Consider the following 23,082-nt stretch of genomic DNA (forward strand, 5'->3'; position numbering starts at 1 on the left):
GCCGAAAGCCACGAATACCGCGCCTACCGCGAAGGCATCGCCCGCGAGCGCGATCTCTGGTGCAATTGGAGCGAGAAATATGTCAACTGGCGCCAGCTGGAGGTGCTGGGCCTGATGTCGAAAGGAAACTGGGCGTGACGCCCCCAAACGCCACCATGGGTGTGGTGATGCTGTGCCACGCCGCCCTTGACCGCGCCGCGCAGCTGGCCCGGCACTGGGCCTCGCACGGCTGCCCGGTGGTGATCCACGTCGACGGCCGCACCCCGCAAGCGCAATTCGACGGCCTGAAGACCGCCCTGCAAGACCTCCCCGACATCCGCTTCTCCCCCCGCTCCCCCTGCGAATGGGGCAGCTTCGGCATCGTCCAGGCCACCCTCGACGCCAGCGCACAGATGCTGGCCGACTTCCCGCAAACTTCCCACATCCTCCTTGCCTCCGGCTCCTGCCTGCCGATCCGGCCCGTCCGCGCGCTACAGGCCCACCTCGCCCAGCACCCCGACACCGACTTCATCGAAAGCGTTACCACGGCGGACGTCGGCTGGACCGTCGGCGGCCTCAACGAAGAGCGCTTTACCCTCCGCTTCCCCTTCTCCTGGAAACGCCAGCGCAGGCTCTTCGACGGCTACGTCACCCTGCAACGCACGCTGCGCTTCCGCCGCCGTATCCCGCAGGGCCTCGTCCCGCATCTCGGCAGCCAATGGTGGTGCCTGACCCGCCCCACCCTGCAAGCCATCCTGAACCACCCTGACCGCCCCGCGCTGGACCGCTACTTCCGCCGTGTCTGGATTCCCGACGAAAGCTACTTCCAAAGCCTCGTCCGCCAGGTTTCCACCCGGATCGAAAGCCGCTCGCTCACGCTCTCCAAATTCGACTACCAGGGCCGCCCCTACACCTTCTACGACGACCACCTGCACCTTCTGCGCCAGACCGACGCCTTCCTCGCCCGCAAGATCTGGCCCCAGGCCGACCTCCTCTACCGCACCTTCCTGACGCCCGACGGCGACCGGACGCTGGAGCCCAACCCCGGCAAGATCAACCGCCTCTTCGCCAAGGCGGTCGAGCGCCGCGTCAAGGGCCGCCCCGGCCTTTACATGCAAAGCCGTTTCCCGATCCGCGCCCGCGGCGGCACCCTTTCCGCCGCGCCCTACGGCGTGTTCTCCGGCTTCGCCGAGCTGTTCCACGACTTCCAGCCCTGGCTTCAACGCGCGCTGGACGCCCGGGTCCACGGCCATCTCTTCGCCTTCGACCGCGCCGAATTCGCCGGTGGCGAAAGCGTCTTCAAGGGTGGCCTCTCTGACAGCCCCACCTTGCGCGACTACAACCCGAAAAGCTTCCTGACCAACCTGATCTGGAACACAAGGGGCGAGACCCAGTGCTTCCAGTTCGGCCCCGCCGACGAACAGGCCATCGCCCCCTTCCTCGCCTCCGACCCCAACGCCACGATCTTCGCCGTCACCGGAGCCTTCGCCGTACCGCTCTGGCTATCGGGGCGCAGCGCCGCCGAGGTCCGCCCGGAAGCCGCGCGCTTGCAGAAGGTGGAATCCGACTTCCTGCACGAATTGAACGGGCCGGAAACCAAAGCCAATGTCCGCATCTGGTCGCTGGCCGATTTCATCGAGAACCCCGCCGAGCCGCTGGAGCAACTGGTCGACCTTCTGAACCCCCGCGCCGCGCATCGCGTGACCGACCTGCCGCAGCTGATCCCGCTCACCGGCTTCGGCAGCTTCCTGCAAGACCTGCGCAATCAGGGGATGGCCCCGGTCCTGATGGGCGATTTCCCTTCGGACGCCGAGCTTGCCCGGCCCGACCAGCCCTTCCGCCCCCGGATCGTCCGGTAATGCCGCGCTTCCACTCCTTCGTCGTCTTCGCCGAGATGCGCACCGGGTCGAACCTCCTGGAGGCGAACCTCAACGCCCTGCCCGGCGTCACCAGCCACGGCGAGGTCTTCAACCGCTACATCCTCGGCAAGAAAGACCGGACCGAGCTTTTCGGCATCACGATCGAGGATCGCGACCGCGACCCGCGCCCGCTGCTGCGCAAGTTGCGCGAGGAGACCGAGGGACTGCCCGGTTTCCGCTTCTTCCACGACCACGATCTGCGCATCCTCGATGATGTGCTGCCCGATCCGGGTTGCGCCAAGATCATCCTGACCCGCAACCCCTTGGAAAGCTACGTCAGCTGGAAGATCGCCCAGGCGACCGACCAGTGGAAACTGACCAATGCCCGGCGGCTGAAAACCGCGAAGGTCCGCTTCGACGTGGCGGAATTCCTGCAACATCTGCAAGACATCCAGGCCTTCCAGCTTCTCCTGCTGCACAGCTTGCAGACCACCGGACAGACCGCTTTCTATCTCGACTACGAAGACTTGGGCTCGGTCGAGGTGCTGAACGGCCTCGCCGCCTTCCTGGGGGTGGAGGGTCGGCTGAGGGCGCTGGACGATACTCTGAAGAAGCAGAACCCCGGCCCGCTGGAGGACAAGCTGGAAAACCCCGAGGCTTTGGCGGAAGCCCTCGCTGCGGTGGACGTGTTCAACCTCGGCCGCACCCCCAGCTTCGAGCCCCGCCGCGCTGCCGGGGTGCCGACCGCTCTCGCCTCCGACGCGGGCCTTCTCTTCTTCCCCATCCGCTCCGGCCCCGAAGCCACGATCCGCGAATGGTTCGCGTCTCTGGGCCCCGTGACCGACGGCTTCGAGCAGAAGTCGCTCCGCCAGTGGAAGCGCAAGCATCCCGGCCACCGCAGCTTCACCGTGCTGCGCCACCCGCTCCTGCGCGCCCATGCCGCCTTCCGGCAAAAGATCGTTCAGGGCGAAGCGCAGGATTTGCGGCGCATCCTGATCAACGGCTTCCTCGCCGAACTGCAGCCCCCCGGCGAGCCCTTCGCCAGCGTCGAGGCCGAACGCGCTGCCTTCCTGATCTTCCTGAACTATTGTCGCCTTGCAACCGGCGGGCAGACCGGCGCGCGCGTCGATCCCGGCCTCGCCAGCCAGACCGCCCTGGTGCAGGGCTTCGCCAGCTTCCAGCCGCTCGACCACCTGTTGCGGGAAGATCGCCTTGCCGAAGGCCTCGCCGCCCTCGCCGCCGAGGTGGGCGCCCCACCCGCCGCGATCACGCCCGACCCCGCCGAAGCCGCGCTCCTGTCGATCTGGGACGAAACCCTGGAAGCCGCCGCCTCCGAGGCCTACCAGCGCGACTACATGGGCTTTGGCTTCACCCGCTGGCGCAAGTAACCGCTCCTGCGCCGCGCCTTCGGCTTCTCGTCGCAGCGCAGCGAGGCGCGACGAAGTCGACGACGAGCGGTCGTCGGGAGTGGGTTAAGAAATCCCTAACGCCCGCGACCAACGCATTGATTCAGTTGAAGGATCAGAGATTGTCCACCGTGGACAGGATCACGCCGCCTGCGGCGCCCTTGCCTCGGTCAGGATCGCATACAGCTTCGCCGGGTCCGAATTCGCCCGCAGCTTGGCGACCACCGCCGCGTCCCGCATCGTCCGGCTGACCAGCGCCAGCGCCTTCAGGTGATCCACCCCGGAATCCTTCGGCGCGAACAGCCCGAAGACCAGATCCACCGGCTGCCGGTCGACGCTGTCATAGTCCAGGGGTTTCTCCAGCCGCAGGAAGACCCCGATGATCCCCTTCAGGTCCTCCAGCCGGGCATGGGGCAAAGCGATGCCATGCCCCACGCCGGTCGGCCCCAGCGACTCGCGCTCCTGCAGCCCGTCGATCGCCGCCGCTCCGCTCAGGCCATAGGCCTGCGCCGCGATCTCGCCCAGCTCCTGGAACAGCCGCTTCTTCGAGGTGAATTGCCCGACAACCCGAACGGCCCCCGGGGTAAGTAGCTTCGATAGTTCCATGGGTCGGCGATGATCCTGCGTCGGGGACGCTCTACTTGCTGTTGCGAGGGTCGATCCAGCCGATGTTCCCGTCTTCCCGACGATACACGACGTTCACGCCCCCATGTCCTTCGTTCCGGAACACCAGCATCTTCTGCCCTGCCAATTCCATCTGCATCACGGCCTCGCCGACGGTGATCGAAGGAATCTTCGTCTCCATCTCGGCGATGACCACGGGCTGCAGGCTGTCGGGCTCAGCTTCGTCGGCATCCTCGGTTGCGGCGAGGATATACGAGGACGCCCCGCCGAATTCAACAGGGCCCGAGCGGTTCGAGTGGTGGTTGCGGATCCGCCGCTTGTAACGGCGCAGCTGCTTGTCCATCTTCTCGCGGCAGGATTCGAAGGCCGCATAGATTTCCGCCGCGTGCCCCTTGGCCTGCGCGGTCAACCCGGTGGACAGGTGGATCACCGTCTCGCAGACGAACTCATGCGCGGACCGCGAGAAAACCACGACACATTCGGTCGGGCGCTGGGCGTATTTCTCCACCACCTCGCCCAGTTCCGCCTTCACATGGGTCTGAAGAGCCTCACCAACGTCGATCTGTTTTCCACTGATCTGGTAGCGCATGATCTCTCCTTTTCGCATGCTTCCGGTTGGGCCACGGCGCTCGGCCCGTGCGGTCCGGTTCTTCTGGGTAGAGGCGGAAAGAACGTTGCGTCACGCCGCACCTGCCGGTTGGAGTCACCGCGAAAATCGGGGTCGGGACATGGGCATCAAACGCACTCATTGAGGGTATTTGGCGACGAAGCCCCCCCGCTTGTCAACCGAATCGATGGCCCCGGTTCAGACGATGCGGAAGTTCTCGCCGAGATAGACCCGGCGCACGTTCTCGTCGCGGACGACCTCTTCCGTGGTGCCCGACATCAGCACCTTGCCGTCGTGCAGGATATAGGCGCGGTCGACGATCTCCAGCGTCTCGCGGACGTTGTGGTCGGTGATCAGCACCCCGATTCCGCGAACCTTCAGATCATGGACCAGATGGCGGATTTCCCCCACCGCGATCGGGTCGACCCCCGCGAAGGGCTCGTCTAGCAGCAGGTATTTCGGGTCCGCCGCCAGGCAGCGCGCGATCTCCACCCGCCGCCGTTCGCCCCCCGACAGGGCCAGCGCGGGGGTGTGCCGCAGATGGGTGATCGAGAACTCGGACAGCAGCTCCTCCAGCCGCTCGCGCCGCTTGTGCCGGTCGGGCTGCACGATCTCCAGCACCGCGAGGATGTTGTCCTCGGCCGACAGGCCCCGGAAGATCGACACTTCCTGCGGCAGGTAGCCGATCCCCAGACGGGCCCGGCGATACATCGGCAGGGCGGTCACGTCCTTGCCGTCGATCAGCACCTGCCCGCCTTCCGGCATCACCAGCCCGGCGATGGAGTAGAAGCAGGTCGTCTTGCCCGACCCGTTCGGTCCCAGAAGCGCCACCACCTCGCCCCGGCGCAGGTCCATGCTGACATCGCGGATCACCGGGCGCTTGTTGTAGCTTTTCCGCAAGCTGCGGATCTGCAGCCCGGCCTCGCCCGCCGTCACCTTCAGTTCTGGCGGGGCCATCAGTTGCCCCCCGGCACGAAGGTCGTCGTCACCCGGCCTTCCATCACGCCAGTCCCGTCCTTGAGGTTGATGGTCAGCTTCTGCCCGGCCATCGCCGAGGGCCCCTGCGTCAGTAGCACATCGCCCGACAGCACGATCACGCCGGAGTCGATGGTGTAGAGCGCTTCCCGCGCCTCGGCGGCATCGCCCAGGTTCGTGACCACCACCCCGCCCGAGGCCACCAGCTCCTGAATGTTCTTCTGGTCCGGGCCGTAGCTGACCTTCACCTCGCCCGCCGCCAGCTTCATTTCGCCCTGCGTCACCACCACATTGCCGCTGAACACCGCCGAGCCATCGGCGTTGTTCACCGCCAGCTGGTCGGCCTGCACCTGCACCGGAAGCGAGGTGTCCTGGTTCAGGTCTCCAAAGGCGATCTTCTGCTGCGCCTCGGCGCTCGCCGCCGCCAGCGCCAGGGTCAGGACCAGAAAACCAAGCCGAAATGCCATGCCTCGAACCTCTGCCGTCGTCTCAGCCGCCGGGCTGGTATACCAGCCGGACGCCGCCCTTGAAAACCAGAACATAGGCGCCGGGGGTCCGGTTGTCCTGACTTAGCACCATGCCATCGGCGCGGATCTCCCCCGCCGGGCCCGTCGCCACCACCGGAGCACGGCTTTCCAGCCCCGTCCGGTCCAGCTTCGCCGCCACTTCCGCCGTCTCCAGCCGATAGCCGGTGGCCGTGCTCAGCATCACGCCGCCGGACAGGATCACCTGCCGCGCGGCATCGTCCATCGTCGCGGTCGCCGCAAGAAGTTCCGTGCGACCGCCGTCCGGGGTGGCAAGCTCCAGCCGAAGCCCCTCAGCCGTGGCTGGGCTGCCCTCCGCCTCGGGCCGCGCCTCGGCCGCCGAAAGCGTCAGCGCGGCGCCGTCCTCGGTCGTCCCGGCATAGTTGGGTGCGGTCATCCGGGGTTCGCGCGCCAGATCCTCGACATCGACCTCGGCATAGGGCAGCGCGGCCTCGGGGTCGATCCGGCGCGCGACCAGGAACAACGTCGACAGGATCGCCAGCGCGGTCAGCGGCAGTGCCACCTTCAGCCAGCCCACCAGCCGCGTATGCCGGTCGACCCGTGCCATGGTCACACCACGCCCGCGCGCAGGCAGTCATGCACATGCAGGATGCCGATGGCCCTGCGGCTGTCCGGCGCGGTGACCAGGAGGCAGGTGATCTTGCGGTCGTTCATCAGGGCCAGCGCCTCGCCCGCCAGCGCCTCGGGGCCGATGGTGCGCGGGTTGGGAGTCATCACCTCGCCCGCCCGGTGCAGCATCAGGCCCTCCAGATGCCGCCGCAGGTCGCCGTCGGTGATGATCCCGGCCAGGTCGCCCTTGGCATCCGTCACCCCCACGACGCCGAAACCGCGCCGGGTGATCTCCAGCAGGGTCTCGCCCATCGGCAGCGTGTCGGCCACCAGCGGCGGGTCGTCATGCATCAGATCGGCCACCTTCAGAAGCCGCGCCCCTAGCTTGCCGCCGGGGTGGAACATGCGGAAATGTTCCGGCGTGAAGGCGCGATGTTCCATCAGAGCGATGGCCAGCGCATCGCCCAAGGCCAGCGTCATCGTGGTGGAGGTGGTGGGCACGATCCCGGTTTCGCAGGCCTCCGGCACCTGCGGCAGCAGGATACCCACCGTCGCCTGCCGCATCAGGGTGGAGCCCTCGCGACTGGCCACCCCGATCAGTGGAATGCCGAAGCGCTTGGCATGGGCAAGGATATCGGCCAGTTCGGGCGTCTCGCCCGAGTTCGACAGCACGATCAGCACGTCGCCTTCGGCCACCATGCCAAGGTCGCCGTGGCTCGCCTCCGCCGGGTGGACGAAATGCGCGGGCGTTCCCGTGCTGGCGAAGGTGGCGGCGATCTTGCGGGCGATATGGCCAGACTTTCCCATGCCCGAGACGATGACCCGCCCCTTCGCCGCCATCAGCAGGGTGACGGCCTTGGCGAAGCTGTCGTCCAGCCCCTCGGCCAGCGTGGCAAGCGCCCCCGCCTCGCGGCGGATCACCCTTTGCCCGGTGGCGAGGAGGTCAGTGGAGGAAGATGTCATTGGCGTCTTCCCAGCCCAGAAGGTCCAGCTCGGCCCGGGTCGGCAGGAAGGCGAACAGGCGCTCGGCCAGCTCCATCCGGTCCTCGCGGATCAGCCGTGCCTCCAGTTCGGCCTTGAGCGCGTGCAGGTAAAGCACATCTGACGCGGCATAGTCCCTCTGCGCCTCGGTCAGGGTTTCGGCACCCCAGTCGCTTGTCTGCTGCTGTTTCGAGACATCGACGCCGACCAGATCGGCCAGCAGATATTTCAGCCCGTGCCGGTCGGTGAAGGTGCGGATCAGCTTTGAGGCGATCTTGGTGCACCAGACCGGGGCGGTGGTGACGCCGAAGGCCTTCTTCATTACCGCGATGTCGAAGCGGCCATAGTGAAAAAGCTTCAGCGTGGCGGGGTCGGCCAGCAGCCGTTCCAGGTTCGGCGCCCGGGTCTGGCCCTTGGCGATCTGCACCAGATGCGCGTCGCCCGCGCCGTCCGACAGCTGCACCACGCAAAGTCGGTCGCGCCGGGGGTCAAGACCCATGGTCTCGGTGTCGATGGCGACGACGGGGCCAAGGGTCAGGCGGTCGGGAAGGTCGGATTGGTGCAGGTGGATGGCCAAGGGAATGCTCTTTGCTGGATCAGCCCCCGGATTACGCCCGTGGCCCTGAAGGGTCAACCGCAGCGGCGGGTTGGAACATGGGGACTTTGCACCGCTTGCAATGCTTCGCGGCGCTGACGATTCTTTCCGGGGCCACCGCAGATCGACCGCCCGGTTCATGCCCGGAAACTCGCTAAAATCCGACAGGTTAAGGCGCCGTAAAGCCTGCGTCTGCTATCACTTGTTCCGGGTAGAAGACTTGGGTGATGTGGATGGCTGCGCAAGGCAATGCGGCGCCGGTCATCATCAAACGGAAGAAGGTTGTCGGTGGCGGGGGCCACCATGGCGGGGCCTGGAAAGTGGCCTACGCCGACTTCGTGACCGCCATGATGGCGTTCTTCCTGTTGATGTGGCTGTTGAACGCGACGACGGAAAAGCAACGCAAGGGAATATCGGACTATTTCAATCCGACGATCCCGGTGAACCGGATCTCGGGCGGCGGCGACGGCGCCTTCGGGGGCGACAGCGTCTTCGCCGAAGAGACGATGGCGCATGACGGTACCGGAGCGGTCGACCGCAAGACCGCCGCCAGCGCGACCGCCGCCAGTGGGGACGGTGCCGGCAAGGGGGCGGCGGGCGAGGGCAAGGCCATGTCCGAGCTGGAAGATGTCGAAAAGGCCCTGATGGCGCGGGGCGGCGAAAGCAACACGATGGAGCGGCTTCTGCGCCATGTCGTGACGCGGGTGACCGACGAAGGCCTGGTGATCGAGCTGTTCGATCTTCCCGATGCGCCCCTTTTCGTGGGGGAAACGGCCGAACCCTCGCCGGTGCTTCTGGCGCTGTCCGGCCTGCTGTCCGAGGTGCTGAACCTCACCACGAACGAGATTGCGGTCGCGGGCCATCTGCGGGCGCTTCCGGTGACGCTGATCGACAACCCGGTCTGGGACCTGTCGGCGCTCAGGGCGCAGACGGCGCGCGAGCAGTTGGAAGAGGCCGGGCTCGACCCCGCGCGGATGCAGCGGATCTCGGGCTATGCCGACCGGAAACCGGCGGTCTCGGACCCGGCGGCCGAGCGCAACAACCGGATCGAGGTGATCCTTCTGCGCCGGAACCGATAATGGGTCGAATTTTACCCGTTAGGCCGGTGTTAAGCGACGCGGATGCAGGGTCGGCGCTACAGGAGTCGAAGCTGCAGAAAGGCGCTTACCATGACGATTTCCTCCTCGCTTTCCGCAGGCGTGGCCGGTTTGAACGCGAATGCCACCCGGCTGGCCTCGATCTCCGACAACATCGCGAACTCGGGCACCTATGGCTACAAGCGCGCGTCGACGGATTTCACCAGCATGGTGATCACCTCCTCGCGCGGGTCGGGCACCTATTCCGCGGGGGGTGTGCGGGCTTCCACCGTGCGGTTGATCGACGAACGCGGCGACCTCGTCGGCACCGGCAACCCGCTGGACCTGGCGATCGCCGGGCGCGGCATGTTGCCGGTGATCAACGAGGTGTCGCTGGGCAATGCCCTGTCGGACACGCCCTTGCTCATGACCCGGACCGGCAGCTTCCGCACCGATGCCGACGGCGTGCTGAAGACCGATTCTGGCCTCGTGCTGCTGGGTTGGCCCGCCAATGCCGACGGCACCATCCCCTCGAACCCGCGCGACACGATCTCGGGACTGGTGCCGATCGTGATCAACACGAACCAGACGGCGGGCGATCCGACCACGACGATGAACCTCGGCGTGAACCTGCCCGCGACCTATACTGTCGCCGGGTCTACCGCTACGCCGCCGCCGCTGTCGGTCGAGTACTTCGGCAACCTCGGCACCTCGGAAGCGCTGGAGGTCACCTTCGTTCCCGTCGTTCCGGCCACCGGATCGTCGAACCAGTGGACGATGCAGATCCGCGACAGCGCGGGCGGGGGCGCGCTGATCGGCGAATACAATCTCACCTTCGATGATTCACGGGGCGCAGGCGGCACGCTCGCCTCGGTGACAGTGGTTTCCGGCGGGGCCTACAACCCGGCGGACGGCACCTTGGCGCTGAACGTCGCCGGTGGTCCGATGACCGTCGGGATCGGCCGGTTGGGCGACCCGAATGGCCTGACCCAGCTGTCCGACAACTTTGCCCCGGTCTCGATCACCAAGAACGGCTCGCCCGTCGGCAACCTGACCACCATCGAGGTCGACGAGAAGGGCTATGTCAACGCCACCTACGACACCGGCTTCACCCGGCGGCTGTACCAGATTCCGCTGGTCGACGTGCCCAACCCGAACGGCCTTCTGTCCTTGTCGAACCAGACCTACCAGGTCTCGCCCGATTCCGGCTCGTTCTTCCTGTGGGACGCAGGCTCCGGCCCGACCGGCTCGATCCAGGGTTATTCGCGCGAGGGGTCGAAGACCGATGTCGCGGCGGAACTGACCAGCCTGATCCAGACCCAGCGCGCCTATTCCTCGAACGCCAAGGTGATCCAGACGGTGGACGAGATGCTGCAGGAAACCACCAACATCAAGCGGTAACAGGCGATGAGCGTCACCTCCGCCCTTGCCGGAGCCCTGTCGGGCCTGTCGGCCACCTCGCGCCAGGCCGAGATCCTGTCGTCGAACGTGGCCAATGCCACCACGCCCGGCTATGCCCGCCGCCAGGTCAGCCTCGGCTCGGCAGTGCTCGCGGGCCATGGCCAGGGAGTGCAGGTCCTGGGCATCACGCGCGATGTCGACCGGCAGCTTCTGGGCGAGCGGCGGATCGCTCAGGCCGGGGGTGCCGACCGCGACGTGCGGGCCGCGTTTCTGGCCCGGGTGGAACAGGCGCTCGGCACGCCAGACAGCCAGGGCTCGCTCGCCGCACGGCTTGCAGCTTTCGATCAGGCGCTGGTGGAAGCGGCGGGCCGCCCGGAGTCGCAGGCGCGGCTGACCGGCATTGCCACCGCCGCGAAGTCGCTGATCGACGGGTTGGCTGCGGCCAGCGATGACATCCAGACCGCCCGCACCACCGCCGACCGCCAGATCGGCGAAGAAGTCGGCAAGCTGAACGCCACCCTCGCCCAGTTGCAGGAGCTGAACGTCGAGTTGCGGTCCTTCACCGGGGCAGGGCGCGACATCTCGGCGCTCCTGGACAAGCGGCAGCAGCTGGTCGACCAGATCTCTGCCATCGTACCCGTCCGCGAGATTCCCCGCGATCTCAACCAGATCGCGCTGTTCACTACCGGCGGCGCGCCGCTCCTGGAAGGCTCGGCTGCCGTCATCGGCTTTTCGACCACCCATACCATCACAGCCGAGATGACGCAGGCCTCGGGCGGGCTCTCGGGCATCACCATCAACGGAAGGCCCTATGATACCGCAGGCTCGGCCAGCCCGATCCTGGGGGGCAGCCTGGGCGCGCTCTTCGCGGTGCGCGACGAGCTTGCGGTCAGTGCCCAGGGCAAGCTGGACGCGGTCGCGCGCGATCTGGTCGAACGTTTCGCCTCGCCCTCCGTCGACCCCACGCTTGCTCCGGGCGCGGCGGGCCTCTTCACCGATGCGGGCGCCACCTTCGACCCGCTGAACGAGGCGGGCCTTGCGAGACGCCTCTCCCTCAATGCCGCCGCCGACCCCGACCGGGGCGGCGCGCTTTTCCGCCTGCGCGATGGGCTGGGGGCCGCAACCGAAGGCCCGCCGGGCAATGGCACGCTGATCACCGCTCTCCACGCCGCGCTGACCGAGGCCCGGCCCCTGTCCTCGACCGGCTTCGCCACTGGGAACCGCAGCTTCGCCACCCTGACCGGCGACCTGATGAGCGATACTTCGGCACTGCGGCTCTCGGCGCAGTCCGAGCAGAGCTTCGCCTCGGCAAAGCTGATCGCACTGACCGACCTCGAAGCGCAGAACGGCATTGATACCGACCAGGAGATGCAGGATCTGCTGGTGATCGAGAAGAACTACGCCGCCAACGCAAAGGTGATCCAGGCGGTGGCCGACATGATCGACACGTTGATAAGGCTGGACGGATGACCCGGATCTCGGTTGGCGACGCGAGCCTCACGAACATCCTGGCGCGGCAGAGCGCCGATCTGCGCGGTCAGGTGCAGCGCGCCTCGCAAGAGGTAGCGACCGGCAGGCATTCCGACCTCGGCGCCGCCCTGCGCGGGGACTTCTCGCCGCTCCTCGCCATCGACGCGAGCCTCGCAGGGCTGTCGGCCTACAAGTCGAACACCGCCGATGCGGCCTTCCAGACAGCGGCCCAGCAAAGCGCGATCAGCGGGCTGTCGGACCTGGCCTCGGGCATTTCGACCACCCTGCTGGGCGCAAAGAACGCCACGCCCGCGCAGATCGACACGCTGGCGGCTGACGCCAAGGGGCGTCTCGCCTCGGCCATCGGGCTGCTGAACACACAGGCCTCCGGTCGCGCGATGTTTTCCGGGGTGGCGACGGATACGGTCCCGCTCGGCCCGGTCGAGGACATGCTCACCGCCCTGCAAACCGCCGCTGCGGGGGCCGCCACCGCGGGGCAGGTGACGGCGGCCGTGACCGGCTGGTTCTCCGACCCGCTGGGCTTCGGTGCCTTCTACCAGGGCGGCAGCCCGCTCTCCCCTACCCCCATCGCGCAGGGCGAGGCGGCGGAGGTCTCGACCACAGCGATGGACCCGGCCCTGCGCGATTCGCTTGCAGGCTTTGCGATGGCGGCGCTGATCGACCGGGGTATCCTTGCCGGTGATGCGACCGAACGCGGGCGACTCGCTCAAGCGGCCGGTCAGCAACTGGTCTCGACCGAGGATGCGCGGACCAGCTTACAGGCGCGGATCGGCACGGTCGAGGCGCGGATCGAAGCCGCGCGGACCCGGAATTCGGCGGAGGAAACCTCGCTGGGCATCCTGCGATCGGACATTGGCTCGGTCGATCCCTACGAGGCCGGCACCCGGCTGGAGGCGATCCAGTCGCAACTGGAATCGCTCTACCTCGTCACCGCCCGCGTCTCGCGGCTGAGCCTTGCGGAGTATGTGAGATGATCCGTTTCCTGCTGGCCCTGTGCCTTTTCGCCAGCGCAGCGCTGGCCGAGCCGATCCGGATCAAGGACCTGGTGGAGTTCGATGGGGTGCGCGGCAACGACCTGGTCGGCTACGGGCTGGTGGTGGGCCTGAACGGCACCGGCGACGGGCTGCGGAACGCACCCTTCACCGAGGAGATCATGGCCAACCTGCTGGAGCGGCTGGGGGCCAACGTGACGGGCGAGGAATTCCGGCCGAAGAACGTGGCCGCCGTCTTCGTGACTGCGCAGCTGCCACCCTTCGCCCGCGCCGGGGGGCGGATCGACGTGACGGTCTCGGCCATCGGGGACGCGAAGAGCCTTCTCGGCGGGACGCTGGTGATGACGCCGCTCAATGGCGCGGACGGGCAGATCTATGCGGTGGCGCAGGGGACGATCATCGCGGGCGGCGTGTCGGCCGAAGGCGATGCGGCGCGGGTCACGCAGGGCGTGCCCACGGCGGGGGTCATCCCCTCCGGTGCGCGGGTGGAGCGGGAGGTGGAGTTCGACTTCGCGGGCCTGCCGGTGCTGCGGCTGGCGCTGAAGGCGGCGGACTTCACCACCGCCGCACGGATCGAGCAGGCGGTGAACGCCGAATTCGGCGCGCGGGTGGCCGAGATGCAGGATGCGGGGACGGTGGCAGTGGACATCGGCGCGACGGGGATGCTCTCGCCCGCGCATGTGCTGGCCCGGATCGAGGGCATCCTGGTCGAGCCCGAGACCCGGGCGCGGGTGGTGGTGGACCAGCGGTCGGGGACCATCGTGATGGGGGCGGACGTGCGGATCAGCCGGGTCGCGGTGGCGCAGGGGAACCTGACGCTGCGGGTCGAGGAGAGCCCGCTTGTCGTCCAGCCCAACCCCTTCACCGAGGGTGAGACGGTGGTGGTGCCCCGGACCAGCGCCTCGATCGGGAAGGAAGGGACGGGGCTTGCGGAAGTGCAGGGGGGGACAGATCTGGCCGAGGTGGTGGCCGGGCTGAACGCGCTGGGGGTGGCCCCGCATGACATGATCGACATCCTGAAAAGCATCAACGCGGCGGGGGCCCTGCATGCGGAGTTCGTGGTCAACTGACGCGGTTGTCCACGGTGGCAGAAATTAGAGACATCTGGAATCAACGGGTTGCGCGTGGACAGTAAGGATCTGGCAAGGAATGGCGCTGCCGTCGGGTGCAGCAAATGATGTCTCCAGGGCGGATGGTGGGGCGTGCGGGCACACAGTGCGGGTTGGGCAGGGCGACCTGCCCTCGCCGGTCAAACCGGCACGGCGCTTTCGAGGGTCGCCGAGGGGAAGGAGCGGCAGATCTTCGTGATCGTCTCCCGGTTCTCGCTCAGGCAGGCGGCAGTCGACAGGGCGTCCGCCAGCGCGGCGGAGGGTGCGGACACCGAGACGGAGCGCCAGGGCGACAGGACGGGCCGGGCGGTGCGGGGGTCGAGGATGTGGCTGCTCACGCCGTCGCCGCCGAAGGTCATCCCGAGGGGCGCCGATGTGGCGAGCGCCCGGTTGCGCAAGGCAAGGCTGCCCCCGGCCTCCAGCTGAACCGGCCAGTCGCCTTCGGGCAGCGCCACCATCTCGCCGGTGTCGATCAGCGCGCGGGTCAGGCCATGCCCGGCCAGAAGCGCTGCCACTCGGTCAGCGATGTAGCCCTGCGCGATGCCGTTCAGCGTCAGCCCCATGCCGGGGCGAAGCGCGATCGCCTCGGGTTCCAGCCGGACCGCGGCCCAGCCGATCAGCGCGCCGGCCCGCGCCCGGTCGGCATCGGAAGGCGGCGTCCCGGCCTCGCGCGCCGCCGCTTCGGCCCGCCACAGCGGCTGGACCGTCGGGTCGAAGCGGCCCTCGCTCGCGGCATGGACGGAACCGGCGATGGCGAGGCATTCCAGCAGCTCGAAGGGCGGTTCGGGCAATGTGCCGTCACGGTTCAGCCGGACCAGGGCGCTGTCGGGCAGATACAGCGAGAAGACCCGCTCCAGCCGCCGGATTTCGGCCATGGCGAGCGCGGCGAGCTGCGGTGCCTGCGGATGCTGGAGCCGCAGCGTGACCTTCGCGCCAAGCGCAACCCCAGTTTCGACGTGCAGGTCGGGCCGCTGGGCGAGCGCCATCGACGGGGCGAGGGCGGCGGAAATGGCGATGAAGCGGCGGCGGGTCAGCATGGTCAGCCTCCGGTGGACAGGGATTTCAGACGGTCGGAATAGCCCTCGTCGCCCCCGGTGAGATCGGGTGTCAGGGGCGCAAGCGCGCTGTCGGGGATCGCTGCCAGCGCCATGACCGAACCGCCGTGCAGAGCGGCGAAGGCACGGGCCTTGTCAGCATCGGCGAAGGGCGCCAGCTCCGGCGCGCCCATGCCACCGGTGACATCGGCCCCGACAACATATGTCGCAGTCGTCGCATCGGTCCAGTTCGTCGCCCCCGGCTGGTCCCAGGTCGCCCCTTCTGCCCCCATGTCGCTGACATAGATCGCAAGCACCCTGTTGCTCTGCTCGGGCAGGCGCAGGTAGGTCACAAGGTCGGTGACCTGGCTGAAGAACAGCGGCGCGCCCGGCAGGCCTTCAAGATGGACCTGCCCCTTCGGCCCTTCATGCTCCAGGAGGTTCATCTGGCAGAAATAGCCCAGGGTTTCCGGCGCGAGCGGAAGCGGGTCGGTGTTCTGCGCCACCTCTTCGTTGCAGGCGCCAAGGGCAAGGGCAAACAACAGCGCACGTTTCATGGCGTGACCTTTCGGAAGGCAGCGGCGGCCAAGGCCAGCGCGGCCAGGGGCCAGAGCAGGACCGAGGCGAGTGACTGCCACAGCGGTATGGCATCGGCGGCCCCGCCCACCCCGGCAGCGGCGGCGGTTGCGCCCGAGGCGGTGAGGTTGAACAGCCGGAAGGCATCGGCCGGGTTGGCGAGAAGGGCGACGGGGAAAGCATCGGTCGTGAACCAGCCGCCGTTGTCTGCGACGATGGCCGACAGCAGGGCAAGGTCGTAGAGGACGACGAGGCCGAGCCAGAGCCCGACGGCAAGGCCCGCGGCGCCGGACGGGCGGCGCGACAGTGACGACAGCGCATAGCCCACGCCGAGGAAGGTGGCGCCGAGGAGGATTGAGGACCAGGAGAGCCGCCAGAGCGCGGGCAGGCCCTGCACTGCGGTCGGGTCGGACCAGAGGGTCACGGCGGCGGCGAGGCCGTGGCCAAGGAGGACGGCGAGCGTCAGGATGGCGAGATGGGCGAGGAGCTTGCCGAGCAGGATTTCCCACCGCGCGATGGGATAGGCGAGGAGCAGCGGCAGCGTGCCGCGTTCGGTTTCCCCGGCGATGGCGTCGAAGCTCATCAGGAGGGCGAGGAGCGGGATCAGGTAGACCGAGAGCGAGGTGAGCGAGGCGACCGTGACCGACAGCCGGTCGACGCCCAGCCCGCCGGTCGGGGCGGAGCCGGCCAGCGCGAGGACCAGCGAGAAGACCGCCATCAGGGCCAGCGCGATGGCGACCCAGCGGTTGCGGAGCGCGATGCGGAATTCGGTCCGGGCGGTGGAGAGGATGCGGATCATTGCAGGCCCCCCTGGCTGAAATGGGCGTAGAGGTCTTCCAGGCTGGGGGGCAGGACTTCGAGGTCGGCCACCTTGTCGCCCAGCCCGGCGATGCGGCCCAGCGTTTCCAGCTTCTCGGCCTGCGGGCAGGTCAGGTGCAACGCCCCGTCGACCAGGATCGCCCCGGGCAGGGCGCGGGCGATGTCGGGGGCGTAGCCGTTGCGGGCGGTGACGTGAAGCGCCACCGGCAGGTCGGCCCGGCGACGGAGGTCGGGAAGCGAGCCCTCGGCAACCATCCGGCCCTTCGACAGGATCACGATGCGGTCGGTCCGCGCCTCGACCTCGGTCAGGGCGTGCGAGGAGAGGAGGATCGACGCCCCCTTCGCCGCCAGATCGTCGAGCAGTGCGTAGAACTCCCGCCGCGACACCGGATCAAGGCCGGAGGTCGGCTCGTCCAGCACCAGCAGGCGGGGATGGCCGATCAGCGCCTGCGCCAGGCCGACGCGCTGGCGCATCCCCTTGGAATAGGTGCCGATCCGGCGGCGCGCGGCTTGGGCGAGGCCGACCTTTTCCAGCAGCGCCATCGCCTGCGACTGGTCTTCCCCGCGCAAGGCGAGATAGTGGCGGGTCTGTTCCAGCCCGGTCAGCGCCGGGTGGAAGGCGGCGTTCTCGGGCAGATAGGCCACGGCGCGGCGGGCGGCAGCCGAGCCGGGCGTGGCATCGCAGATCGTGACCGCGCCGCTGGTGGCCGGGATCAGGCCGAGGATGATCTTCATCAGCGTCGATTTGCCCGCGCCGTTGTGGCCGAGAAGCGCGACGCGCTCGCCCGGGGCCACGGACAGGCTGACCCCGGTCAGCGCGGCGACCTCGCCGAAGCGCTTAGTGAGATCCGAGATCGTCAGTGTCGATGTCATCGTAGGTGCCTTTGCTCCAACGCCCGGCAACCGCGGCTTCCATGGCGGCGATATCGTCGGGGACGGGTATGGTGATCGGCTGCATCAAGGGGTGGCTGTCGGTCACGCCGCCCGGCAGGATCGCCGGGAACGAGGACTGCGACCAGCGCACCAGCTGCACGGCGGGAGAGCCGGTGAGCAGGGCGGCCGAGGGTTGCGACCACAGGATATGGTCCATCAGGTCGTTCGGGCGGTAGACCCCGTCGGCGATCCCGTCGCCGTTCAGGTCGAAGGCCGGGTGGTCCGACCAATAGTTGCCGCGGCCCTCGAAGCTCCACTCCATGAACCGGGTGCCGACGTATTTCACCTGCTCCTGGTTGCCGACGAAAGCGTTGCCGGTCAGCATGTTGCGCTCGGACCCCGCGGTGAAGTGGATGCCGATGCCACAGCCCTCGAAGCGGTTGTTCGCGATCAGGTTCTTGTGGGCGTTGTAGATGAAGAGGCATTTCCTGGTGCCGCCCCGCACCAGGTTGCCCGCCACATCCGCGTTGTTGGCGAAGTTCAGCATCACCCCATGCTCGCGGTCGCCGAGCGAGAGGTTGTTCGTCACCACCACCCGGTCGCTGAACATGATCGCGAAGCCCAGGTGGTTGCCGATCGAGATGTTGCCCGACACCTCGCTGTCGTGGGTATACATGTAGTGGACCGCGAAGCGCAGGTCACGGAACAGGTTGTTGCGGTAGGTGCCCTTCTTCGAGGCGTTCGAGAAGATGCCGTCACGGCCCCAGCGGATATCGTTGCCCTCGATCACCGTGCCGGGGCTGTTCCAGATGTAGACACCGTTGCCGCGTTCATTCATGCGCAGGTTCTGTCGGCCCAGGATCACGTTGTTCCGGACCAGCGTGTCGAGCCCGCCATGGACATCGACGCCATGCATGTTCTCGACCAGCCGGTTGCCCTCGATCCGCGTGCCGTCGGCGCCCTTGACCACCTTGATCGCGGAATCGATGGACTGGTTGTCGTCGCCCGATCCGATGACTTCCAGCCCGGTCAGGACCACGCCATCCCCGGTCACGGTGATCACGGTTCCCCTGCGCTGCCCGTCGACCACTGCGCTGCCGTCACCTTGCAGGGTCAGGGTCCGGTCGATGGTGATGGGCCCCAGATAGGCCCCGCCAGAGAGAATGAGCACGTCGCCGGGGGCAGCCCCGGCGATGGCTTCGGCCAGCGTGCCCTCACCCGGCATGACATGCGTCTCTGCCGCCAGAAGCGGCGAGGAGAGCAGCATGAGAAGGGCAAGGACACGCAGCATCATCAGGCCCCGGTCGGCTCCACGAACATCCGGCCCCGCATCTCCATGTGCAGCGCGTGGCAGAACCACTGGCAATAGTACCAGTAGACCCCGGCATTCGCCGCCGTGAAGGTGACGGAACTGGTCGCCTGCGGCCCGATCTCCATCGCGACGCCGTGGTTGCCCATGGTGAAGCCGTGGGTCAGGTCGTCGATGTCGTCGAGGTTGGTGACGATCACCGTGACCTCATCACCTTCCTTCACCGTGAAGCTTTCCAGCGCGAAGCTGGGCGCCTGGCTGGAGATGTAGACGCGGACCTTCTTCGGGTCATTCTTGTCGCGGATCACCATGTCCTGCCAGTCGTCCAGGTTCACCCCGTCCGCTTCGGCCTGGGTACGGGTCTCTGCCCACATCTTGTCCTGCCGGTTCCAGACCGACAGCGGGTTCACCTTGCTTGCCGCCACGCCGATGGCGTCATGCGGTTCGGCGAAGTTCGGGCCGTCGTGCACCACCACCATCTTGTCGCCCGAGATGTCGATCAGCTGGTCGTTCTCGGGCTTCAGCGGGCCGACGTTCAGGAAGCGGTCCTTCGAGAACTTGCACAGGCAGACCAGCCAGTTGTTCTCGGCCTCCAGCGTCTCGCCCATCACGGTCTTAAGGTGACCGGGCTGGTACTGCACGTCGACCTTGTCCTTGATCGGGTCGACCTGTTCGCCGGCATAAGCCTTGATCGCGTCCTCGATGGACCACTTCACCACCTGGCTGTCCAGGAACAGCGAGGTATAGGCGAAGCCACGTCCGTCGAAGGCGGTGTGCAAGGGGCCGAGGCCCAGTTCCGGCTGCGCGACGATGGTCGTGGACGGATCGGCATCGCCGTCGAAGAGCGCGTCGAACCTGGTCACATCCAGCACGGTGACGGTCGGCGACAGCTTGCCGCCGATGCAGAGGTGCTTTTTGTCCGGCGCCATGTTGCAGCCGTGCGGGTTGTTCGGAATGGGGATATAGCGGGTGAACTTGCTCTTCGCGTCCTTCCGCCCGTCCAGCACCCTGACCCCGTTCAGCTCTTCCCCCTCGCCCGCCGCGACGGCGGCCTCGATCGCGGCGATGTTGAAGACGACGACATGGTCGGCCTCGGCGGCGGTCATGTCGGCCAGCGTCATGCCCATTTCCGAGTTGTAGGACGTGGAGAAGGCCCACTTGCCCTCATAATCCGCATCGCAGTTGTCGAGGTTGCCCGAGACCATCACCTGCCAGGCGGGCAGCATCGCTTCGGCGTCCACCGCGGTGAAGATGTTCACATAGGTCGACACGTCCTGCATCGTCGAGCCGTCGTTGACCAGCGGAGCCTCGTCCTCGCCGTTGCAGAAGACGTATTTCGTGCCGGGGAACTTCTGCGGCCGCATCCCGTGGATCGCCTTGGCGTTGGGGATTTCCAGGATCGCATCGCATTTCATCACGTCTGCGCGGACCCGGGCGACGCGGGTGTTGGCCTTGTCGTTCATGAACAGGTACTTGCCGTCGTACTTGCCGTCGGTGAACGACATATGGACGTGGTGCAAATCGCCGTTGTCATGCACCTTCTTGCCGTTGGCGGCGAGCTGCTTCTTGGTCTTCTCGGTCATCGTGCGCTGGTGGATGCGGACCGATTCATTGGTCTCGCCCCAGCCGGTGGCCGAGCAGCGGTTGAAAACCGGCACCCGCATCAGCTCGCGCATCGATGGCAGGCCGAGGATGCGCATCTCGCCGGTCTGGCCCGAGGACCAGAAGCCGTAATGCGTGTCCAGCTGGCCGGGCGCGACTTCGAAGCCTTCCGCCGCCTGGGCCACGGCGGCCGAGGTGCCAAGCGCCAACGCGCCGACGCCGGCGCCGGTGCCAAGCGCCAGGCGGCCGCCAAGCGCGCCGGCCAGCGCCGCGCCACCGGCTGTGGCTCCCAGAAGGCCGCGGCGGGAGATGCCAGAGGTGGGTCGTTCAGACATGATCTGTCCCTTTCATTCAGCAGGTTGGGGTTTGGGTGAGTTCGGATGGCCCGAGATGTTCCGGGCTGGCGAAGCGGCGGCAGTCTCGCGCCGCTTCAGCTTCTTGATCACGACCGGACACTTGGTCTTGGACTGGTACAGGACCTGGCAATGCAGACAGTCGATGCATTCGTTCGGGTTGATCTCGCCCGTGGGGTGGATCGACTGGACCGGGCATTCGATGGCGCAGGTCTGGCAGGGGTTGCCGCATTCCTTGTAGCGCTTCAGCCAGTCGAACATCCGCATCCGCGCGGGGATCGCCAGCGCCGCGCCCAGCGGGCAGAGATAGCGGCAGTAGAAGCGTTCCACGAAGAGCCCCGCCGCCAGCAGCGCCAGCGCATAGGCCACGAAGGGCCAGGCCCGGACGAATTTCAGCACGATGGCGGTCTTGAACGGCTCTACCTCGGCCAGATGCTCGGCCTGCTCGATGCTCATGAGGGAAACGCCGAAGAGGCCCAGGAAGATCATGTACTTGATCGGCCACAGCCGTTCATGCAGGCCCCAGGGCAAAGTCCATTGCGGGATGCGCAGCTTGCGGGCGATCTGGTTGGTCAGCTCTTGCAGAGCGCCAAAGGGGCAGAGCCAGCCGCAATAGGCGCCCCGGCCCCAGAAGATCAACGAGGCCGCCACGCTGAACCACAGGATGAAGGTCAACGGATCCAGAAGGAAGGCCTGCCAACTGAACCCGCTGATCAGCGCCCCGAACAGCGCCATCAGGTTGACCACCGAAAGCTGCGCATTGGCATACCAACCGAGGAAAACCAGCGTCACGGTCAGATAACCCATGCGGAACCACCAGAAGCGGCGCTCGTTCCGGGTGGCGAAGCCTTGGAAGAAGAAGACCAGCGTCAGCACCGCCAGCATCCCGGCGGTGATCGCGATTTCAACCTGCTTGTCCTGCCAGATGCGCTTCCACAGCGCCTGCTGCGCCGCCGTCTCTTCCTGCGCGGCAACTGCCTCGGCGGGACCGGTATCCTCGGCGGCGACGGGCACCGCGACGGGACGTAGGTATTTCTCGGGCAGCTGATAGCCCAGGTCGAAGGTGGTGTAGAGCTTCTCGATCGGCCCGACCTCGCGCTGCACCAGAAGCTGGATGCGGAACGGCTTGGTCGGATCGAACCCCACGTCGGCGGGAATCTTGAAGAGATCAGCCTCGGTGAACTCGGGTGCGCCCGGGGCCGCGACCCCGACCACGCGCTTGTGCATCTTGTCGTGGAACCGGACCGAGACATCGTCCTGGATCAGCACGATCCGGTCGAAGATGCCGCCCCGCACATAGCCCGAGCCCTTGAAGCTGTAGATCCCGCGCCCGACGATGATGATGGCATTCTCGCCCGGTTGCAGCCAGTTGCCCAGGTTCGCCGCCTCGCCCTCGCCCAGGATCACCTTGGCGATCGCCGGGTGGGATACCAAGGCGGCCTGCATCTCGATGAAGGTGGTTTCCGGCGGCTCGGTCAGCGCCCTGGCCGTGGCGCGCGGATCGCCGAGCGCCGCGAAGGCCGCGTTGACCTGGCCCACGTCCAGCGACAACCGGCGCAGCGTTCCGTCGCCCTCCAGCGCCCTCCAGTCCTGGGCCGCCGTCGCATCGGGGTTCACCTCGAAGGCCGGACCGGTGCTGGCCGTCTCGGGCGCGAGGCCCCCCAGCCCCATCGCCCGCGCGGCCTTAAGCCCGGCCCGCACGATGGAATCGTCGATCACCATCACCGTCACGGTCGCACCCGAGATGATGTCGAGGTCATGCGAGGTGCCGCCCGACTTCGCCTCGGCCACAAGGTCGACGCCGACATAGCTTGCCGCCAGCGCGTCGATCTTGGCCTGGGGAATGCCAATCAGCACGATGGGCTCGGAATGCTTCAGAAGCTTGACGCCGATGATCCTGGCGTCCTTGTCGACCGCGACCATCGTGTGAATGGGCTTGCCGGAATAGCCGGTGGTCGACACGAAATCGCTGGTGATGAAGGCCCAGCCGACCGTCTCGCCCCCTTTCAGGACCGGAACGGCAGGCGCATCCTCGCGCAGCGGACCGAACCCTTCGGCGCCCGCGACCAGTTCTGCCGCAGTGACCTTGGGCAGAAGGGTCTCCAGGATCGAATCCGCCGCTGCCGGCAGGGGCAGCAGAAGTGCGAGCGAAACGACAAATCGAACAAGAGCTTGCATGGGCCCCCCGGGGAACTGGTGCTTGCTTAGTCCGGATCTGCGGAAAGGGCCTTGACCTAACTCAAGCTTCCGAAAAACGCGATACGGACCCGGCGGCAGAACATCGAGGCGGATTTCCTGTCTGGCAGGGTAGCCGATTGATCCGGCAT

At 67.2% G+C, this 23,082-nt stretch carries 21 protein-coding genes and 1 pseudogene; 8 read left to right on the forward strand and 14 right to left on the reverse strand.

The window, feature by feature from the left end:
• The 3 genes and pseudogenes from JNJ68_RS12220 to JNJ68_RS12230 all read left to right on the forward strand — a co-directional run.
• Positions 1-138: pseudogene (locus JNJ68_RS12220) on the forward strand (glycosyltransferase family 2 protein); the annotation flags it as partial.
• Positions 139-167: 29 nt separating this feature from the next.
• The gene (locus JNJ68_RS12225) at positions 168-1,838 is read left to right on the forward strand and encodes a beta-1,6-N-acetylglucosaminyltransferase (protein WP_294982724.1); all 1,671 of its coding nucleotides are present in this window, start codon (positions 168-170) and stop codon (positions 1,836-1,838) included.
• A complete protein-coding gene (locus JNJ68_RS12230; RefSeq protein ID WP_294982658.1) occupies positions 1,838-3,226 on the forward strand; it encodes a nodulation protein NodH in 1,389 nt (462 codons plus the stop codon). Before JNJ68_RS12225 ends, JNJ68_RS12230 begins: the two co-directional genes overlap by 1 nt.
• 159 nt (positions 3,227-3,385) lie before the next feature.
• Here JNJ68_RS12230 and JNJ68_RS12235 read toward each other — a convergent pair whose 3' ends face one another.
• From JNJ68_RS12235 to JNJ68_RS12265, 7 genes are all read right to left on the reverse strand, one after another.
• Positions 3,386-3,850 carry a PTS sugar transporter subunit IIA gene (locus tag JNJ68_RS12235; RefSeq protein ID WP_294982659.1) on the reverse strand — a complete coding sequence of 155 codons (465 nt, stop codon included), beginning with the start codon at positions 3,848-3,850 and terminating at the stop codon, positions 3,386-3,388.
• A gap of 31 nt (positions 3,851-3,881) precedes the next feature.
• Positions 3,882-4,457: a ribosome-associated translation inhibitor RaiA gene (gene raiA / locus JNJ68_RS12240; RefSeq protein WP_294982660.1), complete on the reverse strand. Its 576-nt coding sequence runs from the start codon at positions 4,455-4,457 to the stop codon at positions 3,882-3,884.
• 216 nt (positions 4,458-4,673) lie between these two features.
• Positions 4,674-5,432, reverse strand: coding sequence for an LPS export ABC transporter ATP-binding protein (lptB, locus tag JNJ68_RS12245; RefSeq protein ID WP_294982661.1), 759 nt, complete (start codon positions 5,430-5,432; stop codon positions 4,674-4,676).
• Positions 5,432-5,917, reverse strand: coding sequence for an LptA/OstA family protein (locus tag JNJ68_RS12250; protein ID WP_294982662.1), 486 nt, complete (start codon positions 5,915-5,917; stop codon positions 5,432-5,434). Before JNJ68_RS12250 ends, lptB begins: the two co-directional genes overlap by 1 nt.
• 22 nt (positions 5,918-5,939) lie before the next feature.
• On the reverse strand, positions 5,940-6,542 hold the full coding sequence (gene lptC / locus JNJ68_RS12255; protein WP_294982725.1) for an LPS export ABC transporter periplasmic protein LptC: 603 nt from the start codon (positions 6,540-6,542) through the stop codon (positions 5,940-5,942).
• 2 nt (positions 6,543-6,544) lie between these two features.
• Complete coding sequence (locus tag JNJ68_RS12260; protein WP_294982663.1) at positions 6,545-7,507, reverse strand: KpsF/GutQ family sugar-phosphate isomerase; 963 nt, start codon at positions 7,505-7,507, stop codon at positions 6,545-6,547.
• Entirely contained in the window at positions 7,488-8,102 is a 615-nt protein-coding gene (locus JNJ68_RS12265) for a ribonuclease H-like domain-containing protein (protein ID WP_294982664.1), read from the reverse strand. The genes JNJ68_RS12260 and JNJ68_RS12265 overlap by 20 nt, the downstream gene beginning before the upstream one ends.
• A gap of 251 nt (positions 8,103-8,353) precedes the next feature.
• On the opposite strand from JNJ68_RS12265, the gene JNJ68_RS12270 reads away from it, so the two are divergent.
• The 5 genes from JNJ68_RS12270 (at position 8,354) to JNJ68_RS12290 (ending at position 14,150) form a co-directional block, all read left to right on the forward strand.
• Positions 8,354-9,199, forward strand: coding sequence for a flagellar motor protein MotB (locus JNJ68_RS12270; protein WP_294982665.1), 846 nt, complete (start codon positions 8,354-8,356; stop codon positions 9,197-9,199).
• Positions 9,200-9,289: 90 nt separating this feature from the next.
• A complete protein-coding gene (locus JNJ68_RS12275; protein WP_294982666.1) occupies positions 9,290-10,597 on the forward strand; it encodes a flagellar hook-basal body complex protein in 1,308 nt (435 codons plus the stop codon).
• A 6-nt stretch (positions 10,598-10,603) separates the two neighbouring features.
• Entirely contained in the window at positions 10,604-12,067 is a 1,464-nt protein-coding gene (gene flgK / locus JNJ68_RS12280; protein ID WP_294982667.1) for a flagellar hook-associated protein FlgK, read from the forward strand.
• Complete coding sequence (locus JNJ68_RS12285; RefSeq protein WP_294982668.1) at positions 12,064-13,062, forward strand: flagellin; 999 nt, start codon at positions 12,064-12,066, stop codon at positions 13,060-13,062. The genes flgK and JNJ68_RS12285 overlap by 4 nt, the downstream gene beginning before the upstream one ends.
• Positions 13,059-14,150: a flagellar basal body P-ring protein FlgI gene (locus JNJ68_RS12290; RefSeq protein ID WP_294982669.1), complete on the forward strand. Its 1,092-nt coding sequence runs from the start codon at positions 13,059-13,061 to the stop codon at positions 14,148-14,150. The genes JNJ68_RS12285 and JNJ68_RS12290 overlap by 4 nt, the downstream gene beginning before the upstream one ends.
• A gap of 179 nt (positions 14,151-14,329) precedes the next feature.
• Here the strand turns inward: JNJ68_RS12290 and JNJ68_RS12295 are convergent, their stop codons facing one another.
• Genes JNJ68_RS12295 through JNJ68_RS12325 form a run of 7 tightly spaced genes read right to left on the reverse strand, consistent with a single transcriptional unit; the run spans position 14,330 to position 22,933 of the window.
• A complete protein-coding gene (locus JNJ68_RS12295; protein ID WP_294982670.1) occupies positions 14,330-15,226 on the reverse strand; it encodes an FAD:protein FMN transferase in 897 nt (298 codons plus the stop codon).
• Positions 15,227-15,228: 2 nt separating this feature from the next.
• Positions 15,229-15,780 (reverse strand): nitrous oxide reductase accessory protein NosL, encoded by a 552-nt coding sequence (locus tag JNJ68_RS12300; RefSeq protein WP_294982671.1) that lies wholly within the window; start codon positions 15,778-15,780, stop codon positions 15,229-15,231.
• Positions 15,777-16,598, reverse strand: a complete 822-nt coding sequence (locus JNJ68_RS12305; RefSeq protein ID WP_294982672.1) for an ABC transporter permease subunit — start codon at positions 16,596-16,598, stop codon at positions 15,777-15,779. Before JNJ68_RS12305 ends, JNJ68_RS12300 begins: the two co-directional genes overlap by 4 nt.
• Positions 16,595-17,491, reverse strand: coding sequence for an ABC transporter ATP-binding protein (locus JNJ68_RS12310; RefSeq protein ID WP_294982673.1), 897 nt, complete (start codon positions 17,489-17,491; stop codon positions 16,595-16,597). The genes JNJ68_RS12305 and JNJ68_RS12310 overlap by 4 nt, the downstream gene beginning before the upstream one ends.
• The gene (locus tag JNJ68_RS12315; RefSeq protein ID WP_294982726.1) at positions 17,457-18,782 is read right to left on the reverse strand and encodes a nitrous oxide reductase family maturation protein NosD; all 1,326 of its coding nucleotides are present in this window, start codon (positions 18,780-18,782) and stop codon (positions 17,457-17,459) included. Before JNJ68_RS12315 ends, JNJ68_RS12310 begins: the two co-directional genes overlap by 35 nt.
• Positions 18,783-18,784: 2 nt before the next feature.
• Positions 18,785-20,737, reverse strand: a complete 1,953-nt coding sequence (gene nosZ / locus JNJ68_RS12320) for a TAT-dependent nitrous-oxide reductase (protein WP_294982674.1) — start codon at positions 20,735-20,737, stop codon at positions 18,785-18,787.
• Between the two features lie 12 nt (positions 20,738-20,749).
• Entirely contained in the window at positions 20,750-22,933 is a 2,184-nt protein-coding gene (locus JNJ68_RS12325) for a NosR/NirI family protein (RefSeq protein WP_294982675.1), read from the reverse strand.
• Positions 22,934-23,082: the final 149 nt, after the last annotated feature.

This window comes from Tabrizicola sp. (genome assembly GCF_016793705.1).
Taxonomy (GTDB): domain Bacteria; phylum Pseudomonadota; class Alphaproteobacteria; order Rhodobacterales; family Rhodobacteraceae; genus Tabrizicola.

Coding starts and splice junctions, on each gene's coding strand:
- JNJ68_RS12225 (WP_294982724.1), top strand. CDS start 168: ATGCTGTGCCACGCCGCCCTTGACCGCGCCGCGCAGCTGGCCCGGCAC.
- JNJ68_RS12230 (WP_294982658.1), top strand. CDS start 1,838: ATGCCGCGCTTCCACTCCTTCGTCGTCTTCGCCGAGATGCGCACCGGG.
- JNJ68_RS12235 (WP_294982659.1), bottom strand. CDS start 3,850: ATGGAACTATCGAAGCTACTTACCCCGGGGGCCGTTCGGGTTGTCGGG.
- raiA (WP_294982660.1), bottom strand. CDS start 4,457: ATGCGCTACCAGATCAGTGGAAAACAGATCGACGTTGGTGAGGCTCTT.
- lptB (WP_294982661.1), bottom strand. CDS start 5,432: ATGGCCCCGCCAGAACTGAAGGTGACGGCGGGCGAGGCCGGGCTGCAG.
- JNJ68_RS12250 (WP_294982662.1), bottom strand. CDS start 5,917: ATGGCATTTCGGCTTGGTTTTCTGGTCCTGACCCTGGCGCTGGCGGCG.
- lptC (WP_294982725.1), bottom strand. CDS start 6,542: ATGGCACGGGTCGACCGGCATACGCGGCTGGTGGGCTGGCTGAAGGTG.
- JNJ68_RS12260 (WP_294982663.1), bottom strand. CDS start 7,507: ATGACATCTTCCTCCACTGACCTCCTCGCCACCGGGCAAAGGGTGATC.
- JNJ68_RS12270 (WP_294982665.1), top strand. CDS start 8,354: ATGGCTGCGCAAGGCAATGCGGCGCCGGTCATCATCAAACGGAAGAAG.
- JNJ68_RS12275 (WP_294982666.1), top strand. CDS start 9,290: ATGACGATTTCCTCCTCGCTTTCCGCAGGCGTGGCCGGTTTGAACGCG.
- flgK (WP_294982667.1), top strand. CDS start 10,604: ATGAGCGTCACCTCCGCCCTTGCCGGAGCCCTGTCGGGCCTGTCGGCC.
- JNJ68_RS12285 (WP_294982668.1), top strand. CDS start 12,064: ATGACCCGGATCTCGGTTGGCGACGCGAGCCTCACGAACATCCTGGCG.
- JNJ68_RS12290 (WP_294982669.1), top strand. CDS start 13,059: ATGATCCGTTTCCTGCTGGCCCTGTGCCTTTTCGCCAGCGCAGCGCTG.
- JNJ68_RS12295 (WP_294982670.1), bottom strand. CDS start 15,226: ATGCTGACCCGCCGCCGCTTCATCGCCATTTCCGCCGCCCTCGCCCCG.
- JNJ68_RS12300 (WP_294982671.1), bottom strand. CDS start 15,780: ATGAAACGTGCGCTGTTGTTTGCCCTTGCCCTTGGCGCCTGCAACGAA.
- JNJ68_RS12305 (WP_294982672.1), bottom strand. CDS start 16,598: ATGATCCGCATCCTCTCCACCGCCCGGACCGAATTCCGCATCGCGCTC.
- JNJ68_RS12310 (WP_294982673.1), bottom strand. CDS start 17,491: ATGACATCGACACTGACGATCTCGGATCTCACTAAGCGCTTCGGCGAG.
- JNJ68_RS12315 (WP_294982726.1), bottom strand. CDS start 18,782: ATGCTGCGTGTCCTTGCCCTTCTCATGCTGCTCTCCTCGCCGCTTCTG.
- nosZ (WP_294982674.1), bottom strand. CDS start 20,737: ATGTCTGAACGACCCACCTCTGGCATCTCCCGCCGCGGCCTTCTGGGA.
- JNJ68_RS12325 (WP_294982675.1), bottom strand. CDS start 22,933: ATGCAAGCTCTTGTTCGATTTGTCGTTTCGCTCGCACTTCTGCTGCCC.